This window comes from Brevibacterium sp. R8603A2 (assembly GCF_023072605.1).
GTDB classification, from domain to species: Bacteria; Actinomycetota; Actinomycetes; order Actinomycetales; family Brevibacteriaceae; genus Brevibacterium; species Brevibacterium pityocampae.
On the sequence record NZ_JALLGN010000005.1, the window covers coordinates 139,351 to 163,745 of the forward strand.

The window sequence follows — 24,395 nt, forward strand, 5'->3', positions numbered from 1 at the left end:
AGGCCGGAAGCATTGCCGAGCGCGCCGGGAGCGGCTGCCGGGAGCGGCGCGGACCCCGCGGCGCTCGCCGCCGCGCTGGCCGCCGGGCAGGCGGTCAGCGTCGTCGGCGCTCCCGGGACCGGAAAGACCGCGCTGCTCCTCGCCGTCCACGCCCGGCTCGCGGCGCTGCCGGGGACGGGGCCGGACGACACGCTCGTGCTGACCCCCACTCGGGACCACGCCACGGATCTGCGCGACCGGATCGCACTCGACCCGGAGCGGGTGCGCACGGCCCCGGCCGCCCGGAGCATCCACTCGCTCGCTTTCGGGATCGTGTCCGCCCACGCCGCGGTGCGTGACGGCGCCGGCACGAAGTTCGTGTCCGGGCCGGACCAGGATGCGCTGCTCGCCACGCTCCTCGAGGGATACGAGGAGGGCCGGGCGGCACCGCCGGCGTGGCCCGCCCACATGACCGCCGAGGTGCGCCGCGCCGCGGGCTTCCGCGACGAGCTCCGCGAAGTGCTCAACCGGGTGATGGAGCGCGGCTTCGCGCCCGCGGACGTGCTCGCCGCGGCACAGGCGGCCCGTCGCCCCGAGTGGACCGCCGTCGCCCAGGTCCTGCAGGACTACGAGGACCAGCTCGCGGTGCCGGTGTTCGGCGGTGTCGACACCGCCGCCGTCCTCGCCGAGGCCGCGGCGGTGCTGCGGGAGGAGCGCGACGCCGGCACCGTCGCCGGTCGGCGGTGGAGCTTCTCCGGTGAGATCGTCCCGCGCTATGTGCTCGTCGACGCGGCGCAGGACCTCCCCGACGCCGCCGTCGCGGTCCTCAGCGGGCTGCGCGACCTCGGCACTCGGATCGCCGTCGCCGCCTCCCCGGACACCGGCACCCAGGGCTTCCGGGGCGGTTCGGGTTCCGTCGTCGCCGCGGTGACCGCCCACGGCGCCCCGGCGATCGCCGGACCCGCGGGCCATCGGCCGATCGTCCTCGAGGCCGCGGCCGGGCACGTGCGCGGCGCCGGGGCGATCGCCGCGGTGTCCCAGGACTTCGCGCGGCGGATCTCCACGGACCTCGCGCGCGGCCACGTCCCGCGCGCGGCGGCTGACGCACCGGACGGGGGCTCCCGCGTGCGGGTGGCGCTCTCCCGCTCCGCGGCGGAGCAGTCACGCACCGTGGCCGCACTGCTGCGCACGTGGTTCCACGACGTCGGGACGGATTGGTCCGACATCGCCGTCATCGGACGCACCTCTGGCACCGCGGCCGCACTCCGGCAGGAGCTCGGGCACCTCGGGATCCCGGTCGGTGCCGTCGAGCTCCCGCTGCGCACCGACCCGGCCACCGCCCCGCTGCTCCGGGCCCTCACCGTCGATCTCGGGGACCCGGACGCCCTCGACGGGCTCGTGCGCGAACTCCTCACCGGTCCGTATCTCGGCGTCGATCCGGTCGCGCTGCGCGGACTCGAGCGGGAGGCCGCCGTCCTCCTGTCACGGCGTGCGGGTGGCGCTCCGGACGACGGCGGGGAACGTTCTGCACCGCACCGCTCCGTGCTCGTGCGCGCCCTGCAGGAGCTGCCGCCGGCGCAGCTGCCCGACCCGCTGCGGACCCTCGCGACGGTCCTCGACACCGCCGCAGACTCCGCCGACGCAGACGCGCACACCGCGGTGTGGCGGCTCTGGCAGGCCACCGGGGTTGCCCGGGCGTGGCGGGCGCGGGCGCTCAGCAGCCCCGGCGACCCGATCAACGACCGCCTCGACGCGGTCCTGCGCCTGATCTCCCTGGCGGAGAAGCTGGGGGACGACCTCGCGGACCGGGAGTCGCTGCGGGCGCGGTCCTTCGCCGCCCTCGTCGCCGACCAGGAGTTCGCGCAGGATTCGCTCGCCGCCCGCCGCACGCAGGCTGCTGTGGCAGTCGACTCACCGGCGGCACTGGCCCACCGGAGCTTCTCCCGGGTCGTCGTCGTCGACGTCGACGAGGGGCAGTGGCCCGACCCCCGTGTGCGCGGCTCGATGTTCGCCACCGAGGCCCTCCTGCTCGGCCTCACCGGAGGAGAGCCCGACCCGGACCCGGGCGCGGAGTACGCCCGCCGGCGCCGTGCGACGATCGTCGACGAGGGCCGGCTGTTCCTCAGCGCGATCACCCGCGCCGCCGACGAACTCGTCGTCATGGCTCTCGAGGACGGCGACACCTCGCCGAGCGCGTTCTTCGATACCGTGGCGGCCCACCCCGCGGTGGAGGAGCTCACCGCTCCCGCCGCTCCTCTCGATGACGGCCCGGATGCCGGTGCGGACGTGGGCGGGGACGGCAGTGCCGTATCGGACCTCCTCCCGGTGAGCGCGCGCCAGGCCGCCGCCCGCGCCCGCAGCCGCTTCGTGGCAGCGGCGGATTCCGGCGCGGACACCGAGGAGTGGGCGGACCTCCTCCACGCGCTCGCCGCGCACGGCGTGGCGGAGGCCGCCCCGGAGAACTGGACGGCCTGGCAGGAGGTGACGACGTCGACCCCGCTGCTCGGGCCGGACGACGAACCCAGGATCTCCCCCTCCACCGCGGAGGACTTCACCTCCTGCGCCCTGCGCTGGTTCCTCACCCGGCACGGCGGCCGAACCGCGAGCTCGCGGGCGCAGAGCCTCGGCACCCTCATCCATGCGATCGCCGAAACCCACCCCCGTGGCGGCTTCGCGGACATGATCGCGGACTTCGACGAGGGGTTCGCCGAGATCGCGTTCGACGCCGCATGGGAGCGCGACCGCGAGTACGCGACTGGGCGGCGCATGGTGGAGAACCTCGACCGGTACCTGCGCGAGTCGTTCGAGCAGCGCCCGGGTCTCGAGGTCGCCGTGGAGGTGGGCGTCGACGCAGCGGCCCCGCAGGGCGCCCCGGGTGCGCCCTGGCGGATCACCGGCCGGATCGACCGGCTCGAGATCATCCCCGGGCGTGCGGGTGCCCCGGACGGTGTGCGCCCGGTCGACTTCAAAACCGGGAAGACCATCGTGTCCCGCGCCGACGGCACCACGCACCCGCAGCTCGGGGTCTACCAGTTCGCACTGCGGGCCGGGGGCGCCGAGCGCGCCGACGGCACCCGCGTCGACGGCGAGCCCGCCGGGGCGGAGCTCGTCTACCTGCGCAATACCAAGCCGACCACCCGGGAGCAGCCGGCGCTCGACGACGCCGCGGACCCCGCCTGGGCGGAAACCCTCGTCGGAGGCATCGCCGAGGGCATGCGCTCGGCGCGCTTCGTCGCCACCCCGAGTCCGGACATCTGCCGCAGCTGTCCGGTGAGATCATCGTGCCCGGCCTTCGCCGGCGCACCAGTTGCAGGAGCCGAGGACGCATGAGCCCCACCGCACCGCGCTACACCGCCCTCCGACTCGCCGAGATCATCGGCGTCGAACCGCCCACCGAGGAGCAGCAGCGGATCATCGAGGGCCCGCTCGACACCGCCGTCGTCATCGCCGGAGCGGGCTCGGGCAAGACCACCGTCATCGCCCAGCGCGTCGTCTACCTCGTGGCCAACGGGATCGTCGACGCGGAGTCGATCCTCGGCCTCACCTTCACACGGAAGGCCGTGGGGGAGCTCAACGAGAGGGTCCGCCGGCTGCTCCACCGTTTCCGGGACGCGGAAGGCGACCGGCGCGGCACCACGGACCTGCCCGGGCTCGACGTCCCCACCGTGACGACGTACAACTCCTTCGCCGCCGGGATCGTGTCCGACCACGGGGTGCGGATCGGCGTCGAACCGGAGTCCCGACTGCTCGACATCGCCGACGCGATGGAGCTCGCCGGCACCGTCGTCGACGCCGCGACGGACCGGGAGATCCCCCCGAACGTCGCCCGCTCGACGGTCATCGACCAGATCCTGGGCCTCTCCTCCCAGATCAACGAGCACCTGCAGACCCCGGAAGCAGTGATCGACCACCTCGACGACTGCCTCGATGCGTTCCTCACCGGGGAGGCCTTCACCGCGCATCTCGACGCCATCCGCCGGAAGAGGATCCCCAAGGAGGACAAGGCACAGCTCATCGACGAGGCGACTGCGCTCGCCGCCCGCGCCGGGCTCGGCGAGGTCCCCGCCGGTCCGCGCAGCCGGGCGCGCACAGCGGATCCCGCGCGCCTCGAGCTCATCGATCTGCTCGCCGGGGGCGGCCTCGGCCCGGACACCGTCCTCCCGCTCGCCCACAAGCGCCGGGTCGCGGTCCTCGCCCGCCGCTATCTCGATCTCAAGCGCGCCGGCTCGGCCATGGAGTTCTCCGACCAGGTGGCCTTCGCCCACCGGATCATGACCGAGGTGCCGGCCGTGCGCGGCATCGAGCGCGCGCGCTGGAGCGTCGTCATGCTCGACGAGTACCAGGACACCTCGGACTCCCAGTTCGAGCTGCTCCGCACCGTGTTCGCCGGCCTGCCCGTGATGGCGGTGGGCGACCCCCGGCAGTCGATCTACGGCTGGCGCGGGGCGAGCGCGCGCAACATCGGGGAGTTCCCGCTCCACTTCCGCTCCCCGGACGGCACACCCGCCCGTTCGCTCACGCTGAGCACGAGCTGGCGCAATGACGTCGCGGTCCTCGCCGTGGCGAACCGGCTCGCCGCCGCGCTGCCGGACGCGGATCCGGACGACGCGCTCACCGCCCGCCCCGAAGCCGGACCCGGTCGCGTCGACATCTCCGCCACCCGCGGTGATCCTGATCCGAAGTACGGCACCGACCAATGGGCCGGGCTCGCGCGGTGGATGGTGGAGATCGGGAAGGAGACGCCTACCCGGACGCGGGCGGTGCTGTGCCGCAAGCGCAGCCAGTTCCCCCCCGTCGCCCACGCGCTCACCGCCGCCGGGCTCGACGTCCACATCGCCGGATCCACCGGTATGCTCGACGACCCCTTCGTCGCAGACGCGCACAGCGCCCTCCAGGCGCTCGTCGACCCCGGTGCCGGCGACCACCTCATGCGGCTCCTCAGCGGTACGGTCTGCGGGCTCGGTGTATCCGACATCGCCGCCCTCGACCGCTTCACCCGACACCGCAGCCGCCGCCTCCGGGAGCGGCTGTCGCCCGCCGGGCCCGAGGCCGTCGGAGCTCCGGGCCCGGGAGGTGCCGGCGACGCGGAACCGGCGCCGGAGATCGAGGACATCACCCTCGTCGAGGGCATCGACGACCTCCTCACCACCGGCGCGCAGGCTGATGCCCGGGCCACCGGGCTGTCTCCGGCGGCACTGCGCAGGATCACCCGGCTCGCCGCAGCCCTGCGCACCCTGCGGCGGTCGACGACGACGATCCCCGGGCTCGTCCGCGAGGTCATCCGCGAGCTCGACATCGACACCGAGGTCGACGCGCTGCCCGCCGCCGCGGCTCAGGTGCACCGCGCCTCGCTCGACGCCTTCGTCTCCCTCGCCCTCGACTACTCCGCCCAGCACCCGGAGGGCACCGTGCGCACCTTCCTCGACTGGGTCACGGTGCTCGAGTCGAAGGACGCGCTCGCGAACCCGGAGAGCGAGCCGGACCCGACGGCGGTCACGGTGATGACGATCCACTCCTCCAAAGGCCTCGAGTTCGACGCGGTCGCGATCCCCGACTGCGTGGTGGGCGACCTGCCGACCGGGCTCCGGGAGACGAAGGGGTGGCTCGCCCCCGGGGCACTGCCCTACCCCCTGCGCGGCGACCAGGCGAAGCTGCCGCCACTCGATCTGCTGGCCCACGGTGGCTCCTCACCCGCGGAATTCAAGGAGTGGCTCGCGACGAACGTCCGACCGCGGCTCGAGGAGCACCACCTCATCGAGGAGCGCAGGCTCGCCTACGTCGCAGTGACCCGGGCCAAGGCCCGCCTGTGGCTCGGCGGTGCTCTGCACACGACCCGCACGAAACCCAATGAGTTCTCCCCGTTCCTCCACGAGGCGATGGAGGTGCTCGGCCACGACGAGAGCGAGCTGCCGGAGGCCGAGGATCCCGGCGAGCGCGCGACCGCCGCGACCACCGGCATCCCGTGGCCGGTCGTCGACACCGCGCGCCTCGAGAAGCAGCGCGCCCACCTCGACCTGCTGGACGCGCGCCGGGCGGAGCACCCCGACCTGCAGTCCCTCGCGGAATCCGCTGCGGACCCGGAGGTCAGGGCGCTCGCCGCTCGGGTGATCGCGCTCGACGAGGCCCGGACCGCAGGCGGCGCAGACTTCGCCGTCCCCGCGCGCCTGTCGACGACGGGGATCGTCGCGTTCCTCGACGATCCCGCCGGGTTCGCCGCGAGCACGCGCCGCCCGATGCCCTACGCCCCGAACGAGGCCACCGGCCTGGGCACGGCCTTCCACACCTGGGTGGAGAACTACTACGGGCAGGCCGCGCTCGGCGATGTCGACGTCGACCCGGCGGTCGCCGCGCTGTCCGGCGCGGCCCGGCGGCGGCTGGCCGAGCTCACCGAGGTATTCGTGGCCTCGGAGTTCGCCCGCCTCGAGCCCGCGGAGATCGAGCTCCCCTTCGAGCTCGTGCTCGAGCGGGCCGACGGCCCCGCCATCCACGTGCCCGGCAAGATCGATGCGGTGTTCCGCACCCCTGAGGGTCTGCGGGTGGTCGACTGGAAGACGGCGCGGGCGCCCGGGGAGGAGCAGCTCGGGACCATGGCGGTCCAGCTGTCCGTCTACGCCCTCGCGCTGTCCCGGATGCCGGAGTACGCCGGACTCCCGATCGACGCGGCCTTCTACTTCCTCGGCAGCGACCGGGTGGTGCGCGCTCCACGCCTGCTCGGGGCCGCGGAGCTCGTCGCCGCCCTCGAATCCGGCGCCGACGACCTCGCGCAGCAGAGCGAGGAAGGCCAGCAGGGCCGGGAGGGTGATGGGGTCAGCGGTCCTCGGGGCCGGTGATCCGCTGCGTCGGGACCGCCGAGGCCGACTCCTCGTCGATGTCGTGCGTCACCGGGGCGGCGGGACGGAAGCCGTCGTCGGCGCGCACCTCGGTCCGTCGCGAGGCCGGGGGTGAGGTGCCGGCTGTCGGATCGGACCCGGCGTCCGTGTCGGTGCCGGACCGGGGCTCGGACTTCGGTTCGGACTGTGCCGCGGGCTCGGCGTACGTCTCCGGCTCGGCAGCGGCGTCCGGTTCCGTGGTTTCGCCGGCGGACTCCTCAGCCGCGGGCTGAACACCAGCGGGCTCCGCGTGCACAGCGCTCGGCGCGTCCCCGGGCTCCGGGCCGCCGTAGGGACCGGTATGCCCCTCGGCCGGTGCTTCGGTGAGCTCGGCGAGCGAGGCGAGGAGCGCGACGGCATCGGCGATCTCGCCGTCGTCGCCGCCCCAGCGGGCCTCGAGGAGCCAGTCGAGGGCGGTGAGCTCTGAGCGGAGCTCCACCCGTGTGCGCAGGCCCGGGTCAGGGCCTGCGCGGTGACCGCGGTAGACGGCGAAGAACTCCTCGACCGCGTCCGGGTGGAGGAGTGCGGTGACGGCTGCGAGGTCGGTGGCCGGGTCGCCGATGTGCAGCCGCCCCAGGTCGGTGACCGCGGCGATCCGGCCACCCTCGGTGCGCAGTGCGTCCTCCGACAGGCCGCCGTGGACGGCACACGGGAAGAAGCGCCAGGTCGCGACATTCTCCAGGGCGGTCTCCCAGCGCGAGAGCAGGACGGAGGGCACCTGGCCGGTGGCGGCTCCGGCGTCGAGCGCATCGAGCAGCCGCTGCCGCTCCTCGGCGCTGTCGAGCACGGCGAGGCCGGAGTCCGCGATGTCCCCGGGGTCGGCATTGTGGAGCTCGGCGAGGAACTCCGCGAGCGCCGTCACGAGGGCGGGGGAGTCGGCGAAGGCGACGGTGGAGGCCGGCGTGCCCGGCAGGGGTGCGCACACCCGGATCTCCTCCCCGCGGGAGTCGAACTGCTCAGCGGGCACCGCGAGCCGCCCCAGGATCTGCGGGAAGGTCACCGAGGTGCCCGGCAGCAGCCCGCGGAGCAGTGCGGCGGCGTACTCCTCCGCATCGGCTCCCTCCGCGCCTGCGCTCGGCACGAGGACGGCGACGACGGAGCGCTCGCCGTCGGACACGAGCACGCGGTGGCCGCGCGGGTCGTCGAGCGCGAGCCACGACTGCGGTTCGAACCCGTCGAGGATCCCGGCGGTGGCGGCAGCGATCTTGAGGTCGAGAGTCTCCACCCCTCCAAACTACCGCCGCAGGGCGGCCCTGGCGATGAGGCGCACGGATCCGCACCCGGAAACCCGAAGGACGGGCCGTGTCCGTCCGGTTCGCTATCGTGGACACCATGAGACCCCTGCCGCTCCTCGAGCCCGCCAGCCTGGCACGCAGCAGCGTGCGCCGCAACCACCTGTCGCGCGGCACGGACGGCGACCTCTCCGCGGTCTGGGCCCGGCCCGGGACGCGCGGCGTCCTCGCCCATCGCGGCTACCTGCTCATCGCCTCCGGGCACCTCGTCACCGTCACCGCGGACCAGGTCCCGGAGGGTGGCACCCAGATCTACCTCGGGATCGACCCCGATGGCGCCGACAGGATCGGCGTCGACCTCGACGACGCCGGCCGCTCGGCCGTCGACGCCCGGCTCGCCGCGGAGCGCGAACGCGATGCCGAGGACCTCCTCGACGGACCGACCACCGGCATCCACGTCACGGAGCCCACCTGGCTCGACCTCCGCCATGTCGCCACCGAGCTCGACGACCTCGACATCGGGCTCGCCTGCAGCCTCGTCGCAGTCGGCAACTGGCACCGCACGCACACCCATTCGCCCCGCAACGGGTCCCCCACCCGGCCGGCCGTGGGAGGCTGGGTGCGCCGTGACCCGGAGACCGGCAGCGAGCACTTCCCACGCACCGATCCCGCCGTCATCATGGCCGTCGTGCACACCGACGAGGACGGCACCGAGCGCCTCCTGCTGGGCAACAACGCCCAATGGCCGGCCGACCGCTATTCCCTCCTCGCCGGGTTCGTCGAGCCCGGGGAGACGCTCGAAGCGGCGGTCATCCGCGAGGTCTGGGAAGAGGCCGGGGTGGACTGCGTGCGCCCGGTCTATGTCGGCTCGCAGCCGTGGCCGTTCCCCTCCTCACTCATGCTCGGCTTCACCGCGGAGGCCGTCTCGCGCGACACCCGTGCCGACGGCGACGAGATCACCCGCGTGCGCTGGTTCACCCGCGAGGAGCTCACCGCGGAGACCGCGGCCGGCACCGTGTGGGTGCCCGGCGACGTCTCGATCGCCGGGCAGATCCTCTCCGCCTGGCTCGCTGGGGGAGCATGACCGCAGCGCAGCCGGCGGCCGCCGCCGCACTGCTCGAGCACCTCGACCCGGAGCAGCGGCGGGTCGCCGAGCACGTGAGCGGCCCGCTCGTCGTCCTCGCCGGGGCCGGAACGGGCAAGACCCGCGCGATGACGCATCGGATCGCGTACGGAGCGGCCACCGGCGCCTTCTCCGTCCGCCACGTCCTCGCGCTGACCTTCACCTCGAAGGCCGCCGGCGAGATGCGGGCGCGGCTGCGTGCACTCGGAGTGCCCGGGGTGCAGGCCCGCACCTTCCACTCCGCCGCGCTGCGCCAGCTGCGGTACTTCTGGGACGTGTTCGCCGAGGGACCCTTCCCCGAGCTCCTGGGCCAGAAGGCGGGGATCCTCTCCCGCGCGATGGCCGAAGCGGGATTCGAGGTCGAGCGGGAGGTGGTGCGCGACGTCGCCGCCGAGATCGAGTACGCCGCGGTGTCGATGCTCGCGGTCGACGACTATCTGGCGCAGGCCGCGCACCGCGAGCTGCCCCCGGGCATCACCCCGGCCGGCATGGAGCAGATCATGCGCGCCTACAGCGAGATCAAGTCCCGTCGGCGCCTCCTCGACTTCGAGGACATCCTGCTCACGCTCACCGGCCTCCTCGCCACCCGGGAGGACATCGCCGCGCAGGTCCACGAGCAGTACCGCCACTTCGTCGTCGACGAGTTCCAGGACGTCTCCCCGCTCCAGTACGACCTCCTCATGCGCTGGCTCGGGCGACGCGAGTCCCTGTGCGTCGTCGGCGACCCCGCGCAGACGATCTACACCTTCGCCGGCGCCACCGACTCCTTCCTGCTGCGGCTGCCCTCGCGCCTGCCCGGAGCGCAGAGCATCTCGCTCGTGCGCAACTACCGGTCGACCGAGCAGATCGTGCAGGCGGCCAACGCGGTCCTGTCCCACACCGGGCGCACCCCGCTCGTGCTCCGCAGCACCGGGCGCAGCGGCCCGGCTCCGGTGTTCACCGAGTACGCCGACGACCAGGCGGAGGCCGAGGCGGTCGCCGCCCGGATCGCCGAGGAGATCTCCCGGGGCCGGCGGGCCTCGGACATCGCGGTGCTGTTCCGCACGAACGGGCAGAGCCGCGCGTTCGAGGACGCGCTCGGAGCCCGGGGAGTCGGATACGTGCTGCGCGGGGGAGAGCGGTTCTTCGCCCGCCGCGAGGTCAAGGAGGGGATCGCGCTGCTGCGCGCCTCGGCCGCCCGGCTGGCTCCGCGGCCGCTGCCCGAGCTCGTCGGCGAGGTGCTCGATGCGATCGGCTGGGCTCCGCGCCCCCCGAGCGGGGCCGGGGCGAGCCGGGAGCGCTGGGAGTCGCTCAATGCCCTCGTCGAGCTCGCCGCATCGATGCAGGAGAAGTCGGAGCTGCCCGTGCCCCTGCAGGATTTCCTCAGCGACCTCGCCGACCGTCAGGAGCACCAGTTCGCGCCTCCCGTCAACGGCGTCACGCTCGCCTCGGTGCACGCGGCCAAGGGTCTCGAGTGGGAGAGCGTGCACCTCGTCGGGCTGTCCGAGGGGCTCGTGCCGATCAGCTATGCGACGACGCCGGCGGCGGTGGCCGAGGAGCGGCGGCTGTTCTACGTCGCGCTCACCCGGGCCCGCACCGAGCTGTCGCTGAGCTGGTCGCTCGCACGTCAGGAGGGCCGCCGGTCCCGGCGCTCGCCCTCGCGCTTCATCGGGGAGATGCAGGGTGCGCACGGGGCCTCCACCCGGCCCGCCGGACAGCGTGCGGGAACCCGGAACCCGCGGGCGCGGACGGCCCCGGTGCGGTGCACGCGCTGCGGGAGGACGCTCGTGACCGCGGTGGAGCAGAAGCTGCAGCGCTGCGGCGACTGCCCCGGCGAGGTCGATGCGAACCTGCTCGTGGCGCTGCTCGACTGGCGCCGGGAGCAGTCGGAACGGCTCCGGATGCCCGCCTACATGATCCTCACCACCGCGACCGTCAACGCGATTGCCGAGGTGCGGCCGCGCACGGCGGCGCAGATGGACCGGATCCCGGGGATCGGCCCGGTGAAGTACGAGCAGTTCGGCGCGGACATCATCGCGCTCGTCGAGGCGCACACCGGTTCGGTGTGAGGCCCGGGGGAGCGCGGGATCAGGCGGGGACGTGGAACCGTCCGGCGATCGGGATCCGGCAGTCGCACTCGCCGTGGAAGTCGACGCCGATCTCCGTCACCGCGCCGCTCGGCAGGGTGACGACGGCGTCGACGGGGACCGGGGTGCAGCCGAGCAGATGGTTGCGCAGCACGAGCGCGGTGTGGGCGACCGCCAGGGAGCTGAGCACCGGATCGGTGCGCGCCGGCCGGGGAGACTGCTTCCACAGCGTCCGCCAGGCGAGGAGCCAGTCGGCGTCCTCCTCGGTGCGGAGATTGACCCGGCAGCGGGTGCACGGTGTGGAGCCGGGCACGATGACGTGGGAGATCGTCGCCTGCGCCTGCCCGACGACGACCTGCTGGTGGTCGATCCCGTTCTCCACGAGGTATCCCGCCGACACCGCGTCCTCCACCCAGACCCCGGTGAGGACGACGAGCGGGGAGCGGTACCCGGTGGACTCCTCCGCCCGGCCGATCCGATGGGCGTCGAAGCCGGCGGCCGCGAGCACCGGGAGGAGCTCCTCGGCGTAGGGGCCGGCCGCGAGCACCGGGGTGGCGGCGAGCGTGGCGGCGATCTGCGTGGGGGAGACGCCGAGGTTCGCGGCGAGGGGATCGACGTGGACGGTGGGGCGACGCGGCCCCGCGTCCGGGCCGAGCGGCACGAGGACCCCGGCCTCGTCGAGGAGAGCGAGCAGGGAGGAGGCGCGGGCCGAGGACACTCCCAGATGCTCCGCCCGGTCGAAGAAGTCGTCGATCCCGATCCCCATCCGGAGGACGGAGATGAGCTCCGTGTCCTGTGGGGTGAGGCCGTCGATGAGGATCGGTTCGTCGATCCCGAACTGTACGCACCGGTCGCTGCGCCAGACCACCGGCACCGAGTGAAAGAGCTGATACACCGCTGATGCACCTCCTGACCCGGAGGCTACCGACTGGCGGTGCGCGCGAACAGTCCCCCGGACGCGCCTGTGGATAACCTCTGCGGGAGAGCCCCGGGCCGGGGCCGGGCAGGGTCGGAGCCGCTGCGCATCCGATGATCCGCAGGAGCTGACCGGCCCTGCCCGGGTGGTCGACCCCCAGCCGCGCTCGGGATCTCACGAGCCTTCCCCTTGCCCATGAAACCCGGGTTTTCCGGGGGTCTGACACCTCAAACTATGCGGCCCCCGCGGTGCCGTCAACACCGGGTGCTCCTGCGCCTGTGCACAAGCCGGCGCCAGCTGTTGACGAGTGTGCCCGCGCCTGTGGATGACGGTGTGGATGCGGGAACGCGCGAGATTCCGAGGGTGCCCGATCCGCCCCGGTGGGCGCGGCGTGTCGCGGGCTGGGTGAGCGGGGACAGGGGCGGGGGCGAAAATTTCCGCCGGAAGTTCGGCGCCCGGGGCCCCGCACCCGACCGGGGTGCCCCGGTGCACGTGGCGGGCCCGTGTCAGCGGCGCACTCTAGGGTGGTGGTATGGAGGCACGAGAGGTCATCGCCGCACTCGCGGACGGCACGATCACGGTCCGGCGGTCGGCGCGCCGGCGCAAGACGATCTCGGTGAGCCGCGATCACGGCTCGTACGTCGTCGCGGTGCCCGCCCGGTACGACGTCGACCGCCATGCCGGTGACATCGGTTCGCTCATCGCGCGACTGGAGAAGCGCGCCCGCACCGCGCCCCGCGGCGACGCCGAGCTCGAACGCCTCGCAGCCGAGCTCAACGACCGCTGCTTCGACGACGGGATCGCGCCCGCCTCGGTGCGCTGGGTGACGAACCAGCGCCATCGCTTCGCCTCGGCGACCTCGGCGACCCGGGAGATCCGGGTCTCCGACCGGCTGCGCGAGGTGCCGCGCTGGGTCCTCGAATCGGTGCTCGTCCACGAGCTCGCGCACCTGCGTGTGCCGGACCACTCGGCGGCGTTCACCGCACTCACCCGCCGCTACCCGGACACCGACCGGGCCGAGGTCTTCCTCACCGGCTTCTCCTACGGGGAGACTGCGGCGGAGGCCTCTGCGCGTCACCGGGACTGAGTCGCGCTGCCGGGTTCGTGGTGCGCCGCCGCGGCCGAGGAGCGCCGCCGGGTCGACGGCGCAGGGCCCGGACCGAGGTGGGTCGCCGGGATCGAGTCGCGGCACCGGCACCTGGACCCGTGAGCAGGATCGGTCAGTGCACGAGGGAGCGGATCAGGAGCGTCCCGCATCGACGGTGCGGGCGGAGTGTGCCGCCTCGAACAGTCCCGGCAGGCGGCCGGGCAGGTCGGGCAGGATGTTCTCCGGCAGCTCCTCGAGGTCGAACCATGCCACGGCGAGCGACTCCTCGGAGGCGCTCACCGGCGCCGCTGCGTCCACCGACGCGCCGTAGACGACATCGCGGTGCACCCGGCACGCGCCGAAGGCCGCGGGCAGGCCGTGCACATGGAGGTCGATCGGGGTGGGGGAGAACCAGTCGACGTGCGCCAGGCCGGACTCCTCGAGGCACTCCCGCAGGGCCGCGGCCCGCAGGGAGGGGTCCGCGGCCTCGATGTGTCCGCCGAACTGCCCCCAGGCATCGGCCTTGCGATGGTGGTGGAGGAGCACGCGCCGGGCATCGAGGTCGAACACGACGCAGCTCGCGGTGAAGTGCTCGGGGCCGCCGTCGCGGTCGAGGGCGGCGGCCCCGGCCGAGGCGAGGAAGGCCCGGGCCGCAGCCTGCTCATCGATCCGGTCGACAGGCGCGGGCCACGAGCGCAGCTCGCGTGCCGCGAGCTGCGTACGGGTCCCCGGGGCGCTGCCGCCGGTGGGCGTCACGGGGGCGGAGGGGTGGAGCCGGTGGGACGATCGTCGTCCCCGTCGCCGGGGTCGCCGCCGTCGGCGGGGCCGTCCCCGGCCGCGGAAGCATCGACATCGTCCGGGGTGGATGCATCCGTGCTCGGGGCGGCAGCTGCGTCGGCGGGGCCGGTGGTCGGCGAACCGGTGTCGTCGTCACCTGACGAACCGGCACCCTCGTCGGCGAGCAGTCGGGCGAGCGCCTCGTCCATCGAGGAGTCCGTCGACCATTCCTGGCTGCGACGCTCGCGGTAGCCCAGCGGGTCGTCGAGGTCCTGCGTCGTCGGCAGCAGGTCGGGGTGGTTGAATACCGCGTCGCGCGCCTCGGGCCCCTCGGTCTGCTCGAGGTAGGAGAACAGCGCCGCGGCATCGCGGAGCCGGGCCGGGCGCAGGTCCATGCCGACGAGCTGGGCGAAGGTCCGGTCCGCAGCGCCCTCGGTGGCCTGGCGCTCGCGGAGCGCCTCGCGGATGGTGTCGCGCGAGCCGAGCTGTGCGCACGCCCGGTAGGCCACGACATCGGCCCAGCCGGCGATCACCGACAGGAGGTTCTGCAGGCTGGTGAGCGCCTGCTGCTGCGCCTCGGTGGGTTTCGGGTCGAACAGGCCGCGGCGGATCTCCTCGCTCATCTCCTGCATGCGGCTGGGATCGATCGAGCCGGCCATGCCCTGGATCCGATCGAGGTCGAGCTCGATCCCGGAGGCGTACTTGCTCAGCGCGGTCTCCACGTGGCCGGCGAGCCAGGGGGAGCGCTTGAACAGCCAGAGGAGTGCGAGCTCGCGCACGGCGAGGTGGATGCGCAGCTCGGTGGCCTCGACGCCGATCTCGGAGGCCGCACCGGTGATGTTCGCCTCGACGAGAGCGGGCCGGCTGCCCTTGATGAGCGGCAGACCGTACTCGGTGCCGCTGAGCACGGAGCCCGACAGCGCGCCGAGCGCCTCGCCCAGCTGCATGCCGAACATCGACTCGCTCATCGAGGTGAACATCTGCCCGGCGCCGGCGAGCATCGGCTTGAGCTCCTCGGGCGCCTGCTCGGCGATGCTCGCGGTGAGCGCGGAGGACATGTTCGACTGGATCGGCCGCACCAACCGCTGCCAGCCCTCGAAGGTCTGCTCGACCCACTCGCGGCGGGTCAGCGCGATCGCCTCCGGAACGCCGACGGCGGAGGTCGTGACGTCCTCGAGCCAGAGCTCCGCGAGGCGGAACGCGTCGTGGGAGGCACGGGTGACCTCGTCGGTGACCTCCGGGTCGGGCTGCGGGATGTGCTGCTCGGCCGCGCGCATGCCCCCGGTCTGCGAACCGCCGGAGAGCATGCCCTGGAGCTGCTGCATGATGCCGCCGAGCATCGCCGGATCGAACGGGAGGCCGCCGGGGCCCGCCTGTCCGGCCGAACCGGACTGCCCACCCGAACCTGACTGCCCGAAGGCACCGCCCATCTGGCCGCCGGGACCGAAGAGCATCCCGAAGATGTTGCCGAGCGGGTCGTTGTTGTCGTCGGGCTGGTCGCCTTCGCGGTTCTTGTCGGTCATGCCATTCCCTCGGTCGTCCGCGGAGCCTCGGCTCCACTGATGTGCTGGTCGGTGCTGCTCGCGGTGCGCTCGTGCCGCGTGCCATGCACGGGCGGGGCGCTGGTGCTGTGCTGTGCGCGGTGAGCGATCCCGTGCGATCCACGGGCCTGCTGAGAAGCCTAACGAGCGAAGCTGGTCAAACCTTCCGAACCGGGGGCGCGAATCGCCGGTGTCCGCCCGTGGCTGAATCGCCGCCCGGGCGGCGAGGGGCGCCGGCACCCGGTCACGATTGGGTCACCGCGATCGCCGTGGCCTACACTTCACTAGAGCCGAGACCGAAAGGAACCCCTGCGTGAGCGAGCCTGCCGTCACCGGCCCCGAAGCGCCCGCACGGTCGCGCCGGAAGCGGTCCGACGGCACCATCGTCTCGGGGATCGTCACGTATCTCCTCGTGCTCGTCGCGGCCCTCGTCCCGGTGCCCTATCTCATCCAGATGCCCGGGCCTGTCGTCAACACCCTCGAACCCGTCGAGGGCGACGAGCTCATCACGATCACCGGCACCGAGACCTACGAGGCCGAGGGCACGCTCGACCTCCTCACCGTCGCCGTCGCCGGCGGGCCCGGCCGCAGCCTCAACGCCTCCCAGGTGCTCCGCTCCGTCGTCAGCGCCGAGGACACCGTGGTGCCGACCGAGGCGTACTATCCGCTGACCACCACCCGGGAGGACGTCACCGGGCAGAACGCCGCCGAGATGGCCTCCTCCCAGGACACCGCCACGGCCGCCGCGCTCGGCGAGCTCGGCATCGACTACCGCTCCGTCATCACCGTCGCCGAGGTCGTCCCCGGTTCGGCGGCCGACGGCCAGGTGCAGCCGGGGGACATCATCACCGCCGTCGACGGCGCGGAGATCGGCGGCGACGAGGCCGCCGCGCAGACCGTGGCCGACGCCGTGCGGGCCTCCGAGGGCACGGTCGTCCTCGGCCTGGAGCGCGCCGGGGAGCCGCTCGACGTCGAGGTCGCCCCCGTGGAGGCGCACGGCCAGAAGATGATCGGCGTGACGATGACGCAGGCCTTCGACTTCCCGTTCGACGTCACCTTCAACGTCGAGGGGATCGGCGGACCGTCGGCGGGGACGATCTTCGCCCTCGCGATCATCGACGAGCTCACCCCGGGCAACCTCACCGGGGACCGGGCGATCGCCGGCACCGGGGCGATCAGCCCCGACGGCACCGTGGCCCCGATCGGAGGCGCCCGCCAGAAGGTGTCCGCCGCCGCGGAGTCGGGCGCCGAGTTCTTCCTGTCCCCGACCGACAACTGCGCCGAGGTGCTCGGCGCCCGGGGTGCCGACGCACTCACCGTCGTCGCCGTCGGCACCCTCTCAGAAGCTCATTCCGCGGTGCAGGACATCGCCGCGGACCGTACCGGGAACCTGCCGTCCTGCCAGGACGCCGCGGCCAACTGATGTCCGACGCTGCTAGGAAAGGACACGCGTGACCTTCGCTGCCCCACCAGGAGGCCGCTCGACCGGCATGAAGCCGAAGAAGCCCTCACCGCTCATGCTCACCCTCATCGCGGTCGCGGTGCTGCTCGTGCTCTTCGTGATCTTCGCGCAGGTCTACACCGAGGTGCTGTGGTTCGACCAGCTCGGCGTGCTCTCCGTCTACGCCACCGAGTGGATCACCAAGGTCGTCCTCTTCGTCATCGGCTTCCTCGTCATGGCGGTGCCGGTGTGGTACTGCCTGCGGATCGCCCACCGGAACCGTCCGGTCTACGCGCCCGTCACCCCGCGCCAGGAGAACCTCGACCGGTACCGCGAGGCCGTCGAGCCGCTGCGCCGGATGATGACGATCGCGCTGCCGGCCGTGCTCGGCCTGCTCGGCGGCGTCGCGCTCTCGGCGGCCTGGACCCAGGCCCTCATGGTCCTCAACGCCACTCCCTTCGGCACTCCCGATCCGCAGTTCGGCCACGACGTGTCCTTCTACGTCTTCGTCCTCCCGGTGATCCGGGTGGCGCTCGACTTCCTCGGCATGGTGACGCTGCTCGCCTTCATCGCCTCGGTCGTCTCCCACTACCTGTTCGGCGGCATCCGTCCCGGCGAGGAGCGCGGTCTCCACCTGACCAGGACCGCGCGCGTGCAGCTCGCGATCACCGCCGCGCTGCTCCTCCTCGTGCAGGCCGGCCGGCTGTTCGTCCTGCGCTACGAGAACCTCACCAACACCTCGGGGATCGTCACCGGTGCCACCTACACCGGGGACAACATCACGCTCCCGGCGATGCTCATCGTGTCGCTCGCGACCGTGGCCGTCGCGGTGCTGTTCGCCGCGAACGCCTTCGCGAACGTGTGGAAGCTGTCCGTGGTCGCGGTGATCATGCTCGTCGTGCTCGGCGGGATCTCGATCATCGGTCTGCCCGCCGGTGTTCAGCAGTTCCAGGTGCAGCCCTCGGAGCAGAGCCTCGAGAACGAATACATCCAGCGCAACATCGATGCCACTCGCAGCGCCTACGGCATCGACGACGTCGAGGTCATCCCCTACAGCCCCACGGTCGAAGGGGAATCCGGTGCGCTGCGGGCCGACGCGGAGACCGCCGCCTCGGTGCGCCTGCTCGACCCGAACCTCGTCTCCGACACCTTCCGCCAGCTCCAGCAGCAGCGTCCCTTCTACGGCTTCCCCGAGCAGCTCGACGTCGATCGGTACGAGATCGACGGGCAGATGCAGGACACCGTGATCGCGCTGCGCGAGCTCAATCCCGGTTCCCAGGCGGATTCCTCGTGGCTCAACCAGGCCGTCGTCTACACCCACGGCTTCGGCGTCGTCGCCGCCTACGGCAACCAGCAGGGCAACGACGGACAGCCGGCGTTCCTCGAGGCGAACATCCCGCCCACCGGTGAGCTCGGCGAGTACGAGCCGCGCATCTACTTCGGCGAGCGCTCCTCGCGCTATTCGATCGTCGGTGCGCCGGAGGACTCGGACCCGCGCGAGATCGACTACCCGGCCGACGGCGAGGACGGCTCGGCCCAGGTCTACAACACCTTCTCCGGCGAGGGCGGCCCGGCGGTCGGCTCGTTCTTCCACCGCCTGCTCTACGCGATCAAGTTCCAGGACGAGCAGATCGTCCTGTCCGATGCGCTCAACCCCGAATCGCAGATCCTCTACGAGCGGAACCCGCGCGAGCGGGTGCAGCGCGTCGCGCCGTTCCTCGAGGTCGACGGCGATCCCTACCCGGCTGTCATCGACGGGAAGATCAAGTGGATCGTCGACGCCTACACGACCTCGCCGGAGTACCCGTACTCCACGCCGCAGGTCCTCCAGGAGGCGACGCAGGACTCGAACACCGAGCGCTCCGGCGCCACCCAGGCGCTGCCACCGCAGCAGGTCAACTACATCCGCAACTCCGTCAAGGTCACCGTCGACGCCTTCGACGGGTCCGTCGACCTCTACGCCTGGGACGAGAAGGACCCCGTCCTGCAGACGTGGATGAAGATCTTCCCCGACCTCGTGCAGCCGGTGGAGAACATGAGCGCGGATCTCATGAGCCACGTGCGCTACCCCGAAGATCTCTTCAAGGTCCAGCGCTCCCTGCTCACCCAGTACCACGTGGAGGACTCGAACTCGTTCTACACCGGGCAGGACTTCTGGACCCAGCCGCTCGACCCGACGGTCAACGCCGAGCGCAACCTCGTGCAGCCGCCGTACTACCTCACGCTGCGGATGCCCACCCAGGAGGCGCCGTCGTTCTCGCTGACCTCGTCGTTCATCCCGCGGCAGTCGAACGGGCAGACGCGCAACAACCTCACCGGCTTCCTCGCCGCGTCCGCGGATGCGGGCTCGGAGGAGGGCGCGCCGAGCGAGGAGTACGGCAAGCTCAGGCTCCTCCAGCTGCCGCGCAACACGACGTTCCCCGGCCCCGGCCAGGCGCAGAACAACTTCAACACCGAGCCGGAGATCCAGACGAGCCTCAACCTGCTGCGGCAGGGCGAGTCCGAGGTGCAGAACGGCAACCTGCTCACGCTGCCGGTGGCCGGCGGTCTGCTCTATGTGCAGCCGGTCTACGTCCGCTCCGCGGGTGAGACCTCGTACCCGGTGCTCCAGCGTGTGCTCGTGGCCTTCGGCGAGGAGATCGGCTTCGCGCCGACGCTTGACGAGGCGCTCGACCAGGTGTTCGGCGGCGACTCCGGTGTGCAGGCCGGCGATGCCGACAAGGCCGGTCAGGCCACCGAGGACGAGGCGGGCACCGGTGCCGGTGAGGAGGGGGCCGGAGCATCCGCCCCCGACGAGTCGGTGCAGGAGGCCCTCGACGAGGCGAAGCAGGCCATGGAGGATGCCGACCGGGCTCTCCAGGACGGCGACTTCGCCGCCTACGGCGAAGCGCAGGAGCGTCTCCGCCAGGCGCTCGAGCGCGCGCTCGAGGCCGAGCAGGGCCCGGCCGACGCCGAGGCGCCCGCCGAGGGGGAGGCCCCGACCGAGGCGCCCGCCGAGGGTGAGGGCTGATCGCGCGAGCTGGTTCCGGGCCGCTCCACGCGGTGAGGCAGATCACCTCCCGGCGATTTGGTGGTCACCTGGCGTTCACGTATAGTTGAGAACGCATCGCGGGGTGGAGCAGTTCGGTAGCTCGCCGGGCTCATAACCCGGAGGTCGGAGGTTCAAATCCTCCCCCCGCCACCAAGTGGGAGAATCCCCCGGTTCCGGAGACGGAACCGGGGGATTCTGCATTCACGCCGCCCTTGCGCCGGGCCGGTGGCATCTCTCGCGCTTCTCGTGTCTCTCGCGCTGCTCTCCGCCCGATCTGCCTGTTCGGGACTCATCGGGAGTCGATCGCCCGCCGGTCCGGGCTCACGCATCCGGCATCTCCTGAGGCACCTGATCGTGCCGACCTATGACTGCACAGTGCTTCGACGTGACGAGGCTCATACATCCTGCCCGGGGATCGTGGTTGCATCTAGTTGAAGTGTCAACTAGATTTGCACTTGTAGTTAAAAACTTAACCAAAAAGGGGATCACCATGACTGCTCTGCCCACCAACCTCACCCCCGGCACCTGGAACTTCGACGCCCTCCACTCCGACTTCGGGTTCGTCGCCCGTCACGCCGGCGTGTCGAAGGTGCGCGGCGAGTTCACCGACTTCACCGGCACTATCACCGTCGCCGACGAGTTCGAGAACAGCCGGGTCGAGGCCTCGGCGAACGTCTCCTCGATCACCACCGGCAACGAGCAGCGCGACGGCCACCTCCAGTCCGGCGACTTCTTCCTCGCCGAGGAGCACCCGCAGGCGACCTTCGTGTCGACCGCGATCGAGAACTTCGACGGCGCCGAGTTCGACCTCGTCGGCGACCTCACCATGCGCGGTGTGACCCTGCCCGTGACCTTCAAGGCCGAGTTCAACGGCGTCGCCGTCGACGGCGACTCCTCGTTGGCCGGCTTCTCCGCCACCACCACCGTCAACCGCAAGGACTACGGCATGAAGTTCCACGCCGCGATGGGCGGCGGCGAGCTCCTCGTCAGCGACAAGATCGTCATCACCATCGAGATCGAGGCCGCCAAGCAGGCCTGATCCGCCGCTCCGGCGGGCGCACCGCGCGCCCGCCGGACCCGGGAGCACCGACGAGGCGCCCGCACCGGAAACCGGTGCGGGCGCCTCGCTGTGTGCTCGGAGTCGGGCCGCCGGCCGTAGACGGCGGAGCCCGGGGACTACTTCGCCGGGCGCGCGGTGAAGGTCCCGTCCTCGATCGCCCGGGCGAGGCGGGCGATGCCCGCGGTGGCGGCCTCGACCTCGGCGGGGCTCTTGCAGAACGAGTAGCGGATCGTCGCGCGGTAGTGCTCCGCCGTCGGCGAGCCGGCCCGGCACAGGGCGGCGACCGGGATCCCGGTGAAGCCGTACTCCCGGGTGATCCGCTCGTTGAGGGCGAACGCATCCTCGTCGGTGAGCGGGGTGAAGTCGACGAGCACGAAGTATCCCGCCCGCGGCGTCCGGACATCGATGCCCGGCACCTGGCGCAGTGCGGCGAGCAGCACGCCGCGGCGCGCGGCGAGCGAGTCGCGGTTCTCGGAGGGGAACGGCGAACCGGTGCGCAGCGCCTCGGCGACGGCGACCTGCAGGGGGGAGCCGGCGGTGAAGGTGAGGAACTGCTTGACGCCCTGGATGGCCGCGCGGACCTCCGGAGCGGCCACGACCCAGCCGACCTTCCAGCCGGTGATGTTGAAGGACTTTCCCGCCGAGGACACCGATACCACCCGCTCGGGCTCGTCGACGTGCGCGGCGAGCGCATGATGCTCGGCTCCGTCGAACACGAGGTACTCGTACACCTCGTCGGTGATGACCCAGGCATCCGCACGCTGGGCGCCGGCGAAGATCCGCCGGAGCTGTTCGAGGTCGAACAGCGCACCCGTCGGGTTGTGCGGGGTGTTGACGATGATCGCCGCCGTCGACTCCGACACCGCCGCCTCGAAGGCCTCCCAGTCCGGGGCGAAGCCGCCGTCGACCGGCCCGTCCGCGCGTCCGTCCGGGGCGAAGCCGCCGTCGACCGGCAGCACCGGCACCGTGACCATCGTCGCCCCGGCAGCGGTGATCGCCGCCGGGTACGCATCGTAGAACGGCTCGAACACGATGACCTCGCCTCCGGGCGGCACGAGCGCGAGGATCGCAGCGGTGAGCGCCTCCGTCGCGCCGACGGTGACGAGCACCTCGTCGGTGCTCACCTGCTGGCCGTACTCGCGGCGACGCTGCTCGGCGACCGCGCCGATGAGCGCGGGGAATCCCTGGCCGGGCGCGTACTGATTCATCCCCGCGCGCATGGCGTCAGCAGCAGCGGCGACGAGCGGCTCCGGGGCGTCGGTGCCGGGCGCGCCCTGGCCCAGATTGACTGCCCCGTGGGCGGCGGCGAGCTGCGTCATCTGCCCGAAGATCGTCTCTCCCACCGTGCCGTCGGGCCGGACGAGGCCGGCGGCGTCGACCATCCGGTGCCACAGGGGTGCGCGCATGAGCTCCGGCATCACATGTACTCCAGCACCGCGTCGTGGAGCCGGCCGTTCGTCACGACCGCGTTCCCGCCGAAGGGACCGTCCGACCCGCCGAGGTCGGTGAACCTGCCGCCGGCCTCGAGCACCACGGGGACGAGCGCGGCCATGTCGTAGAGCTCGAGCTCCGGCTCGCAGGCGATGTCGACCGCGCCCTCGGCGACGAGCATGTAGGACCAGAAGTCTCCGTAGCCGCGGGTCCGCCACACCGTGTCGCACAGCTGCAGGAACCGCTCCCGGGTGCCGCGCTCCCGCCAGCCGGTGAGCGAGGCGAAGGACAGCGAGGCATCGGCGAGCGCATCCACGGCGGACACGGAGATCCGCTCCGGGGCACCGCCGTCGACGACGAGGTGCGCGCCGGCCCCGGCCGCGGCGTACCAGCGCCGGCCGAGCGCCGGGGCGCTGACGACGCCGACGAGCGGCGTCTCACCGTCGTAGAGGCTGATGAGGGTGGCGTAGACGGGCACGCCGCGGACGAAGTTCTTCGTCCCGTCGATCGGGTCGACGATCCAGCGCCGGGCGGCCTCGCCGCGACCGCCGTACTCCTCGCCGAGCATCGCGTCGGCGGGCCGGTGCTCGGCGAGGATCTCGGCGATCATCGCCTCGACCGCGCGATCGACGTCGGTCACGGGGGTGAGGTCCGGCTTCGTGGTCACCGTGAGGTCGTGGGCGCGGAAGCGGGGGAGGGTGAGCGCGTCCGCCCGGTCCGCGAGCAGGAGTGCGAGCTGAAGATCGTCCATGGGGCCACAATAGCGAGCTCGCCCGCCGGGGGAGTGCGGGGTTCGAGGAGTGGGAAGGTCAGCCGGCAAGGTTGCCGAGCAGCCGCCGCAGCGAGGCGAGCCGTGCCGGTCCGGATTCCCCGGCCCGTCCCTCGGCGACCCAGGCGTCGAGTGCACAGCCGGCGGAATCGGCGAGGTGCGCGCACCCCTTGGGGCAGTCGGCGGTGGCGGGGACGAGCTCGCCGAACGCGGCGAGCACGTTGTGCGCATCGACGTGGGCGAGGCCGAAGCTGCGCACTCCCGGGGTGTCGATGAGCCAGCCGCCGCCGCGCAGGGGCAGGCAGACGGCCGAGGACGAGGTGTGCCGGCCGCGGCCCGTGACCTCGTTGACGGCACCGGTCGCCCGACCGGCGTCGGGCACGAGCGCGTTCATCAGCGTCGACTTGCCCACCCCGGAGTGCCCGACGAGCACGCTGAGCCGGTCGGCGAGCACGCCGGCGAGCGCGGTGATGCGCGGTCGGCCGCCGTCGTCGAAGCCGCACGGGACGATCTCCACACCGGTGGCCTCGAAGCGCTCCCGGATCGCGTCGAGGGGCGCGAGGTCGAGCTTGGTCACGGCGAGCAGCGGGGTGATCCCGGCGTCGAAGGCCGCCGTGAGCGTCCGATCGATGAGCCCCCACGAGGGTTCCGGGTCCGCCGTGGCGGTGACGACCACGAGCTGGTCGGCGTTGGCGACGATGACGCGCTCGGTCGGGTCGGTGTCGTCGGCGCTGCGGCGCAGCACCGTGCGCCGGGGCAGGACCTCGACGATGCGGGCGAGGGAGCCGTCCTCGCCCGAGGTGTCCCCGGCCATCCGCACCCGGTCGCCGGGCACGATCGCCTGCCGGCGCAGCCGCGAGGCGCGCACGCACGTGATGATCGGCCCCTCGGCGGGGGCCCCGGCCTCATCGTGCTCCGCGACGGCGCGGTAGCGCCCGCGGTCGACCGCGACGACCATGCCCACCGGCGCGTCGCTGTGGTCGGGCCGCTCCTTGGTGCGCGGCCGCGAACCGCGCCGGTTGGGGCGCGGTCGGTAGTCGTCCTCGGTGAAGTCCCGGTAGCGGCGCGGCATC

The 24,395-nt window shown here is 72.6% G+C and carries 15 protein-coding genes and 1 tRNA gene; 9 read left to right on the plus strand and 7 right to left on the minus strand.

What is annotated here, in order from left to right; genetic code table 11:
• The first annotated feature begins 12 nt into the window (after positions 1-12).
• Positions 13-3,309: a UrvD/REP family ATP-dependent DNA helicase gene (locus MTQ12_RS06650; protein ID WP_247425307.1), complete on the plus strand. Its 3,297-nt coding sequence runs from the start codon at positions 13-15 to the stop codon at positions 3,307-3,309.
• Positions 3,306-6,809 (plus strand): ATP-dependent DNA helicase, encoded by a 3,504-nt coding sequence (locus MTQ12_RS06655; RefSeq protein WP_247425309.1) that lies wholly within the window; start codon positions 3,306-3,308, stop codon positions 6,807-6,809. Before MTQ12_RS06650 ends, MTQ12_RS06655 begins: the two co-directional genes overlap by 4 nt.
• Here the strand turns inward: MTQ12_RS06655 and MTQ12_RS06660 are convergent.
• Positions 6,787-8,073: a phosphotransferase gene (locus tag MTQ12_RS06660; RefSeq protein ID WP_247425311.1), complete on the minus strand. Its 1,287-nt coding sequence runs from the start codon at positions 8,071-8,073 to the stop codon at positions 6,787-6,789. The two genes, MTQ12_RS06655 and MTQ12_RS06660, sit on opposite strands and share 23 nt — an antisense overlap.
• Positions 8,074-8,180: 107 nt before the next feature.
• Between MTQ12_RS06660 and nudC the strand changes: the two genes are divergently transcribed.
• Positions 8,181-9,164, plus strand: coding sequence for an NAD(+) diphosphatase (gene nudC, locus MTQ12_RS06665; RefSeq protein WP_247425314.1), 984 nt, complete (start codon positions 8,181-8,183; stop codon positions 9,162-9,164).
• Positions 9,161-11,251: an ATP-dependent DNA helicase UvrD2 gene (locus tag MTQ12_RS06670; protein WP_247425316.1), complete on the plus strand. Its 2,091-nt coding sequence runs from the start codon at positions 9,161-9,163 to the stop codon at positions 11,249-11,251. Before nudC ends, MTQ12_RS06670 begins: the two co-directional genes overlap by 4 nt.
• A gap of 19 nt (positions 11,252-11,270) precedes the next feature.
• Here MTQ12_RS06670 and MTQ12_RS06675 read toward each other — a convergent pair whose 3' ends face one another.
• Positions 11,271-12,164 (minus strand): hypothetical protein, encoded by an 894-nt coding sequence (locus MTQ12_RS06675; RefSeq protein ID WP_247425319.1) that lies wholly within the window; start codon positions 12,162-12,164, stop codon positions 11,271-11,273.
• Between the two features lie 553 nt (positions 12,165-12,717).
• On the opposite strand from MTQ12_RS06675, the gene MTQ12_RS06680 reads away from it, so the two are divergent.
• Entirely contained in the window at positions 12,718-13,272 is a 555-nt protein-coding gene (locus tag MTQ12_RS06680; RefSeq protein ID WP_247425321.1) for a M48 family metallopeptidase, read from the plus strand.
• A gap of 153 nt (positions 13,273-13,425) precedes the next feature.
• Here MTQ12_RS06680 and MTQ12_RS06685 read toward each other — a convergent pair whose 3' ends face one another.
• Positions 13,426-14,028, minus strand: a complete 603-nt coding sequence (locus tag MTQ12_RS06685) for an NUDIX domain-containing protein (protein ID WP_247425323.1) — start codon at positions 14,026-14,028, stop codon at positions 13,426-13,428.
• On the minus strand, positions 14,025-15,572 hold the full coding sequence (locus MTQ12_RS06690; RefSeq protein WP_247425325.1) for a zinc-dependent metalloprotease: 1,548 nt from the start codon (positions 15,570-15,572) through the stop codon (positions 14,025-14,027). Before MTQ12_RS06690 ends, MTQ12_RS06685 begins: the two co-directional genes overlap by 4 nt.
• 331 nt (positions 15,573-15,903) lie before the next feature.
• On the opposite strand from MTQ12_RS06690, the gene MTQ12_RS15170 reads away from it, so the two are divergent.
• From MTQ12_RS15170 to MTQ12_RS06710, 4 genes are all read left to right on the plus strand, one after another.
• Positions 15,904-17,013 carry a S16 family serine protease gene (locus MTQ12_RS15170; RefSeq protein WP_247425327.1) on the plus strand — a complete coding sequence of 370 codons (1,110 nt, stop codon included), beginning with the start codon at positions 15,904-15,906 and terminating at the stop codon, positions 17,011-17,013.
• Positions 17,014-17,080: 67 nt separating this feature from the next.
• Positions 17,081-20,041, plus strand: a complete 2,961-nt coding sequence (locus tag MTQ12_RS06700) for a UPF0182 family protein (RefSeq protein ID WP_247425439.1) — start codon at positions 17,081-17,083, stop codon at positions 20,039-20,041.
• Between the two features lie 97 nt (positions 20,042-20,138).
• Positions 20,139-20,215, plus strand: a tRNA-Met gene (locus MTQ12_RS06705).
• A 337-nt stretch (positions 20,216-20,552) separates the two neighbouring features.
• On the plus strand, positions 20,553-21,101 hold the full coding sequence (locus tag MTQ12_RS06710) for a YceI family protein (protein WP_247425329.1): 549 nt from the start codon (positions 20,553-20,555) through the stop codon (positions 21,099-21,101).
• A gap of 137 nt (positions 21,102-21,238) precedes the next feature.
• Here MTQ12_RS06710 and MTQ12_RS06715 read toward each other — a convergent pair whose 3' ends face one another.
• Genes MTQ12_RS06715 through rsgA form a run of 3 tightly spaced genes read right to left on the minus strand, consistent with a single transcriptional unit; the run spans position 21,239 to position 24,394 of the window.
• A complete protein-coding gene (locus MTQ12_RS06715) occupies positions 21,239-22,540 on the minus strand; it encodes an aminotransferase class I/II-fold pyridoxal phosphate-dependent enzyme (RefSeq protein ID WP_247425331.1) in 1,302 nt (433 codons plus the stop codon).
• Positions 22,540-23,304 carry a histidinol-phosphatase gene (gene hisN, locus MTQ12_RS06720; protein WP_137319391.1) on the minus strand — a complete coding sequence of 255 codons (765 nt, stop codon included), beginning with the start codon at positions 23,302-23,304 and terminating at the stop codon, positions 22,540-22,542. Before hisN ends, MTQ12_RS06715 begins: the two co-directional genes overlap by 1 nt.
• 58 nt (positions 23,305-23,362) lie before the next feature.
• Positions 23,363-24,394: a ribosome small subunit-dependent GTPase A gene (rsgA, locus tag MTQ12_RS06725; RefSeq protein ID WP_247425333.1), complete on the minus strand. Its 1,032-nt coding sequence runs from the start codon at positions 24,392-24,394 to the stop codon at positions 23,363-23,365.
• Position 24,395 lies beyond the last annotated feature (1 nt).

What these genes read in the sequence shown, in the direction of transcription:
- hisN (WP_137319391.1), bottom strand. Translation starts at nt 23,304, where the DNA reads ATGGACGATCTTCAGCTCGCACTCCTGCTCGCGGACCGGGCGGACGCG.
- MTQ12_RS06670 (WP_247425316.1), top strand. Translation starts at nt 9,161, where the DNA reads ATGACCGCAGCGCAGCCGGCGGCCGCCGCCGCACTGCTCGAGCACCTC.
- MTQ12_RS06680 (WP_247425321.1), top strand. Translation starts at nt 12,718, where the DNA reads ATGGAGGCACGAGAGGTCATCGCCGCACTCGCGGACGGCACGATCACG.
- MTQ12_RS06690 (WP_247425325.1), bottom strand. Translation starts at nt 15,572, where the DNA reads ATGACCGACAAGAACCGCGAAGGCGACCAGCCCGACGACAACAACGAC.
- MTQ12_RS06715 (WP_247425331.1), bottom strand. Translation starts at nt 22,540, where the DNA reads ATGCCGGAGCTCATGCGCGCACCCCTGTGGCACCGGATGGTCGACGCC.
- MTQ12_RS06710 (WP_247425329.1), top strand. Translation starts at nt 20,553, where the DNA reads ATGACTGCTCTGCCCACCAACCTCACCCCCGGCACCTGGAACTTCGAC.
- nudC (WP_247425314.1), top strand. Translation starts at nt 8,181, where the DNA reads ATGAGACCCCTGCCGCTCCTCGAGCCCGCCAGCCTGGCACGCAGCAGC.
- MTQ12_RS06700 (WP_247425439.1), top strand. Translation starts at nt 17,081, where the DNA reads ATGAAGCCGAAGAAGCCCTCACCGCTCATGCTCACCCTCATCGCGGTC.
- MTQ12_RS06655 (WP_247425309.1), top strand. Translation starts at nt 3,306, where the DNA reads ATGAGCCCCACCGCACCGCGCTACACCGCCCTCCGACTCGCCGAGATC.
- rsgA (WP_247425333.1), bottom strand. Translation starts at nt 24,394, where the DNA reads ATGCCGCGCCGCTACCGGGACTTCACCGAGGACGACTACCGACCGCGC.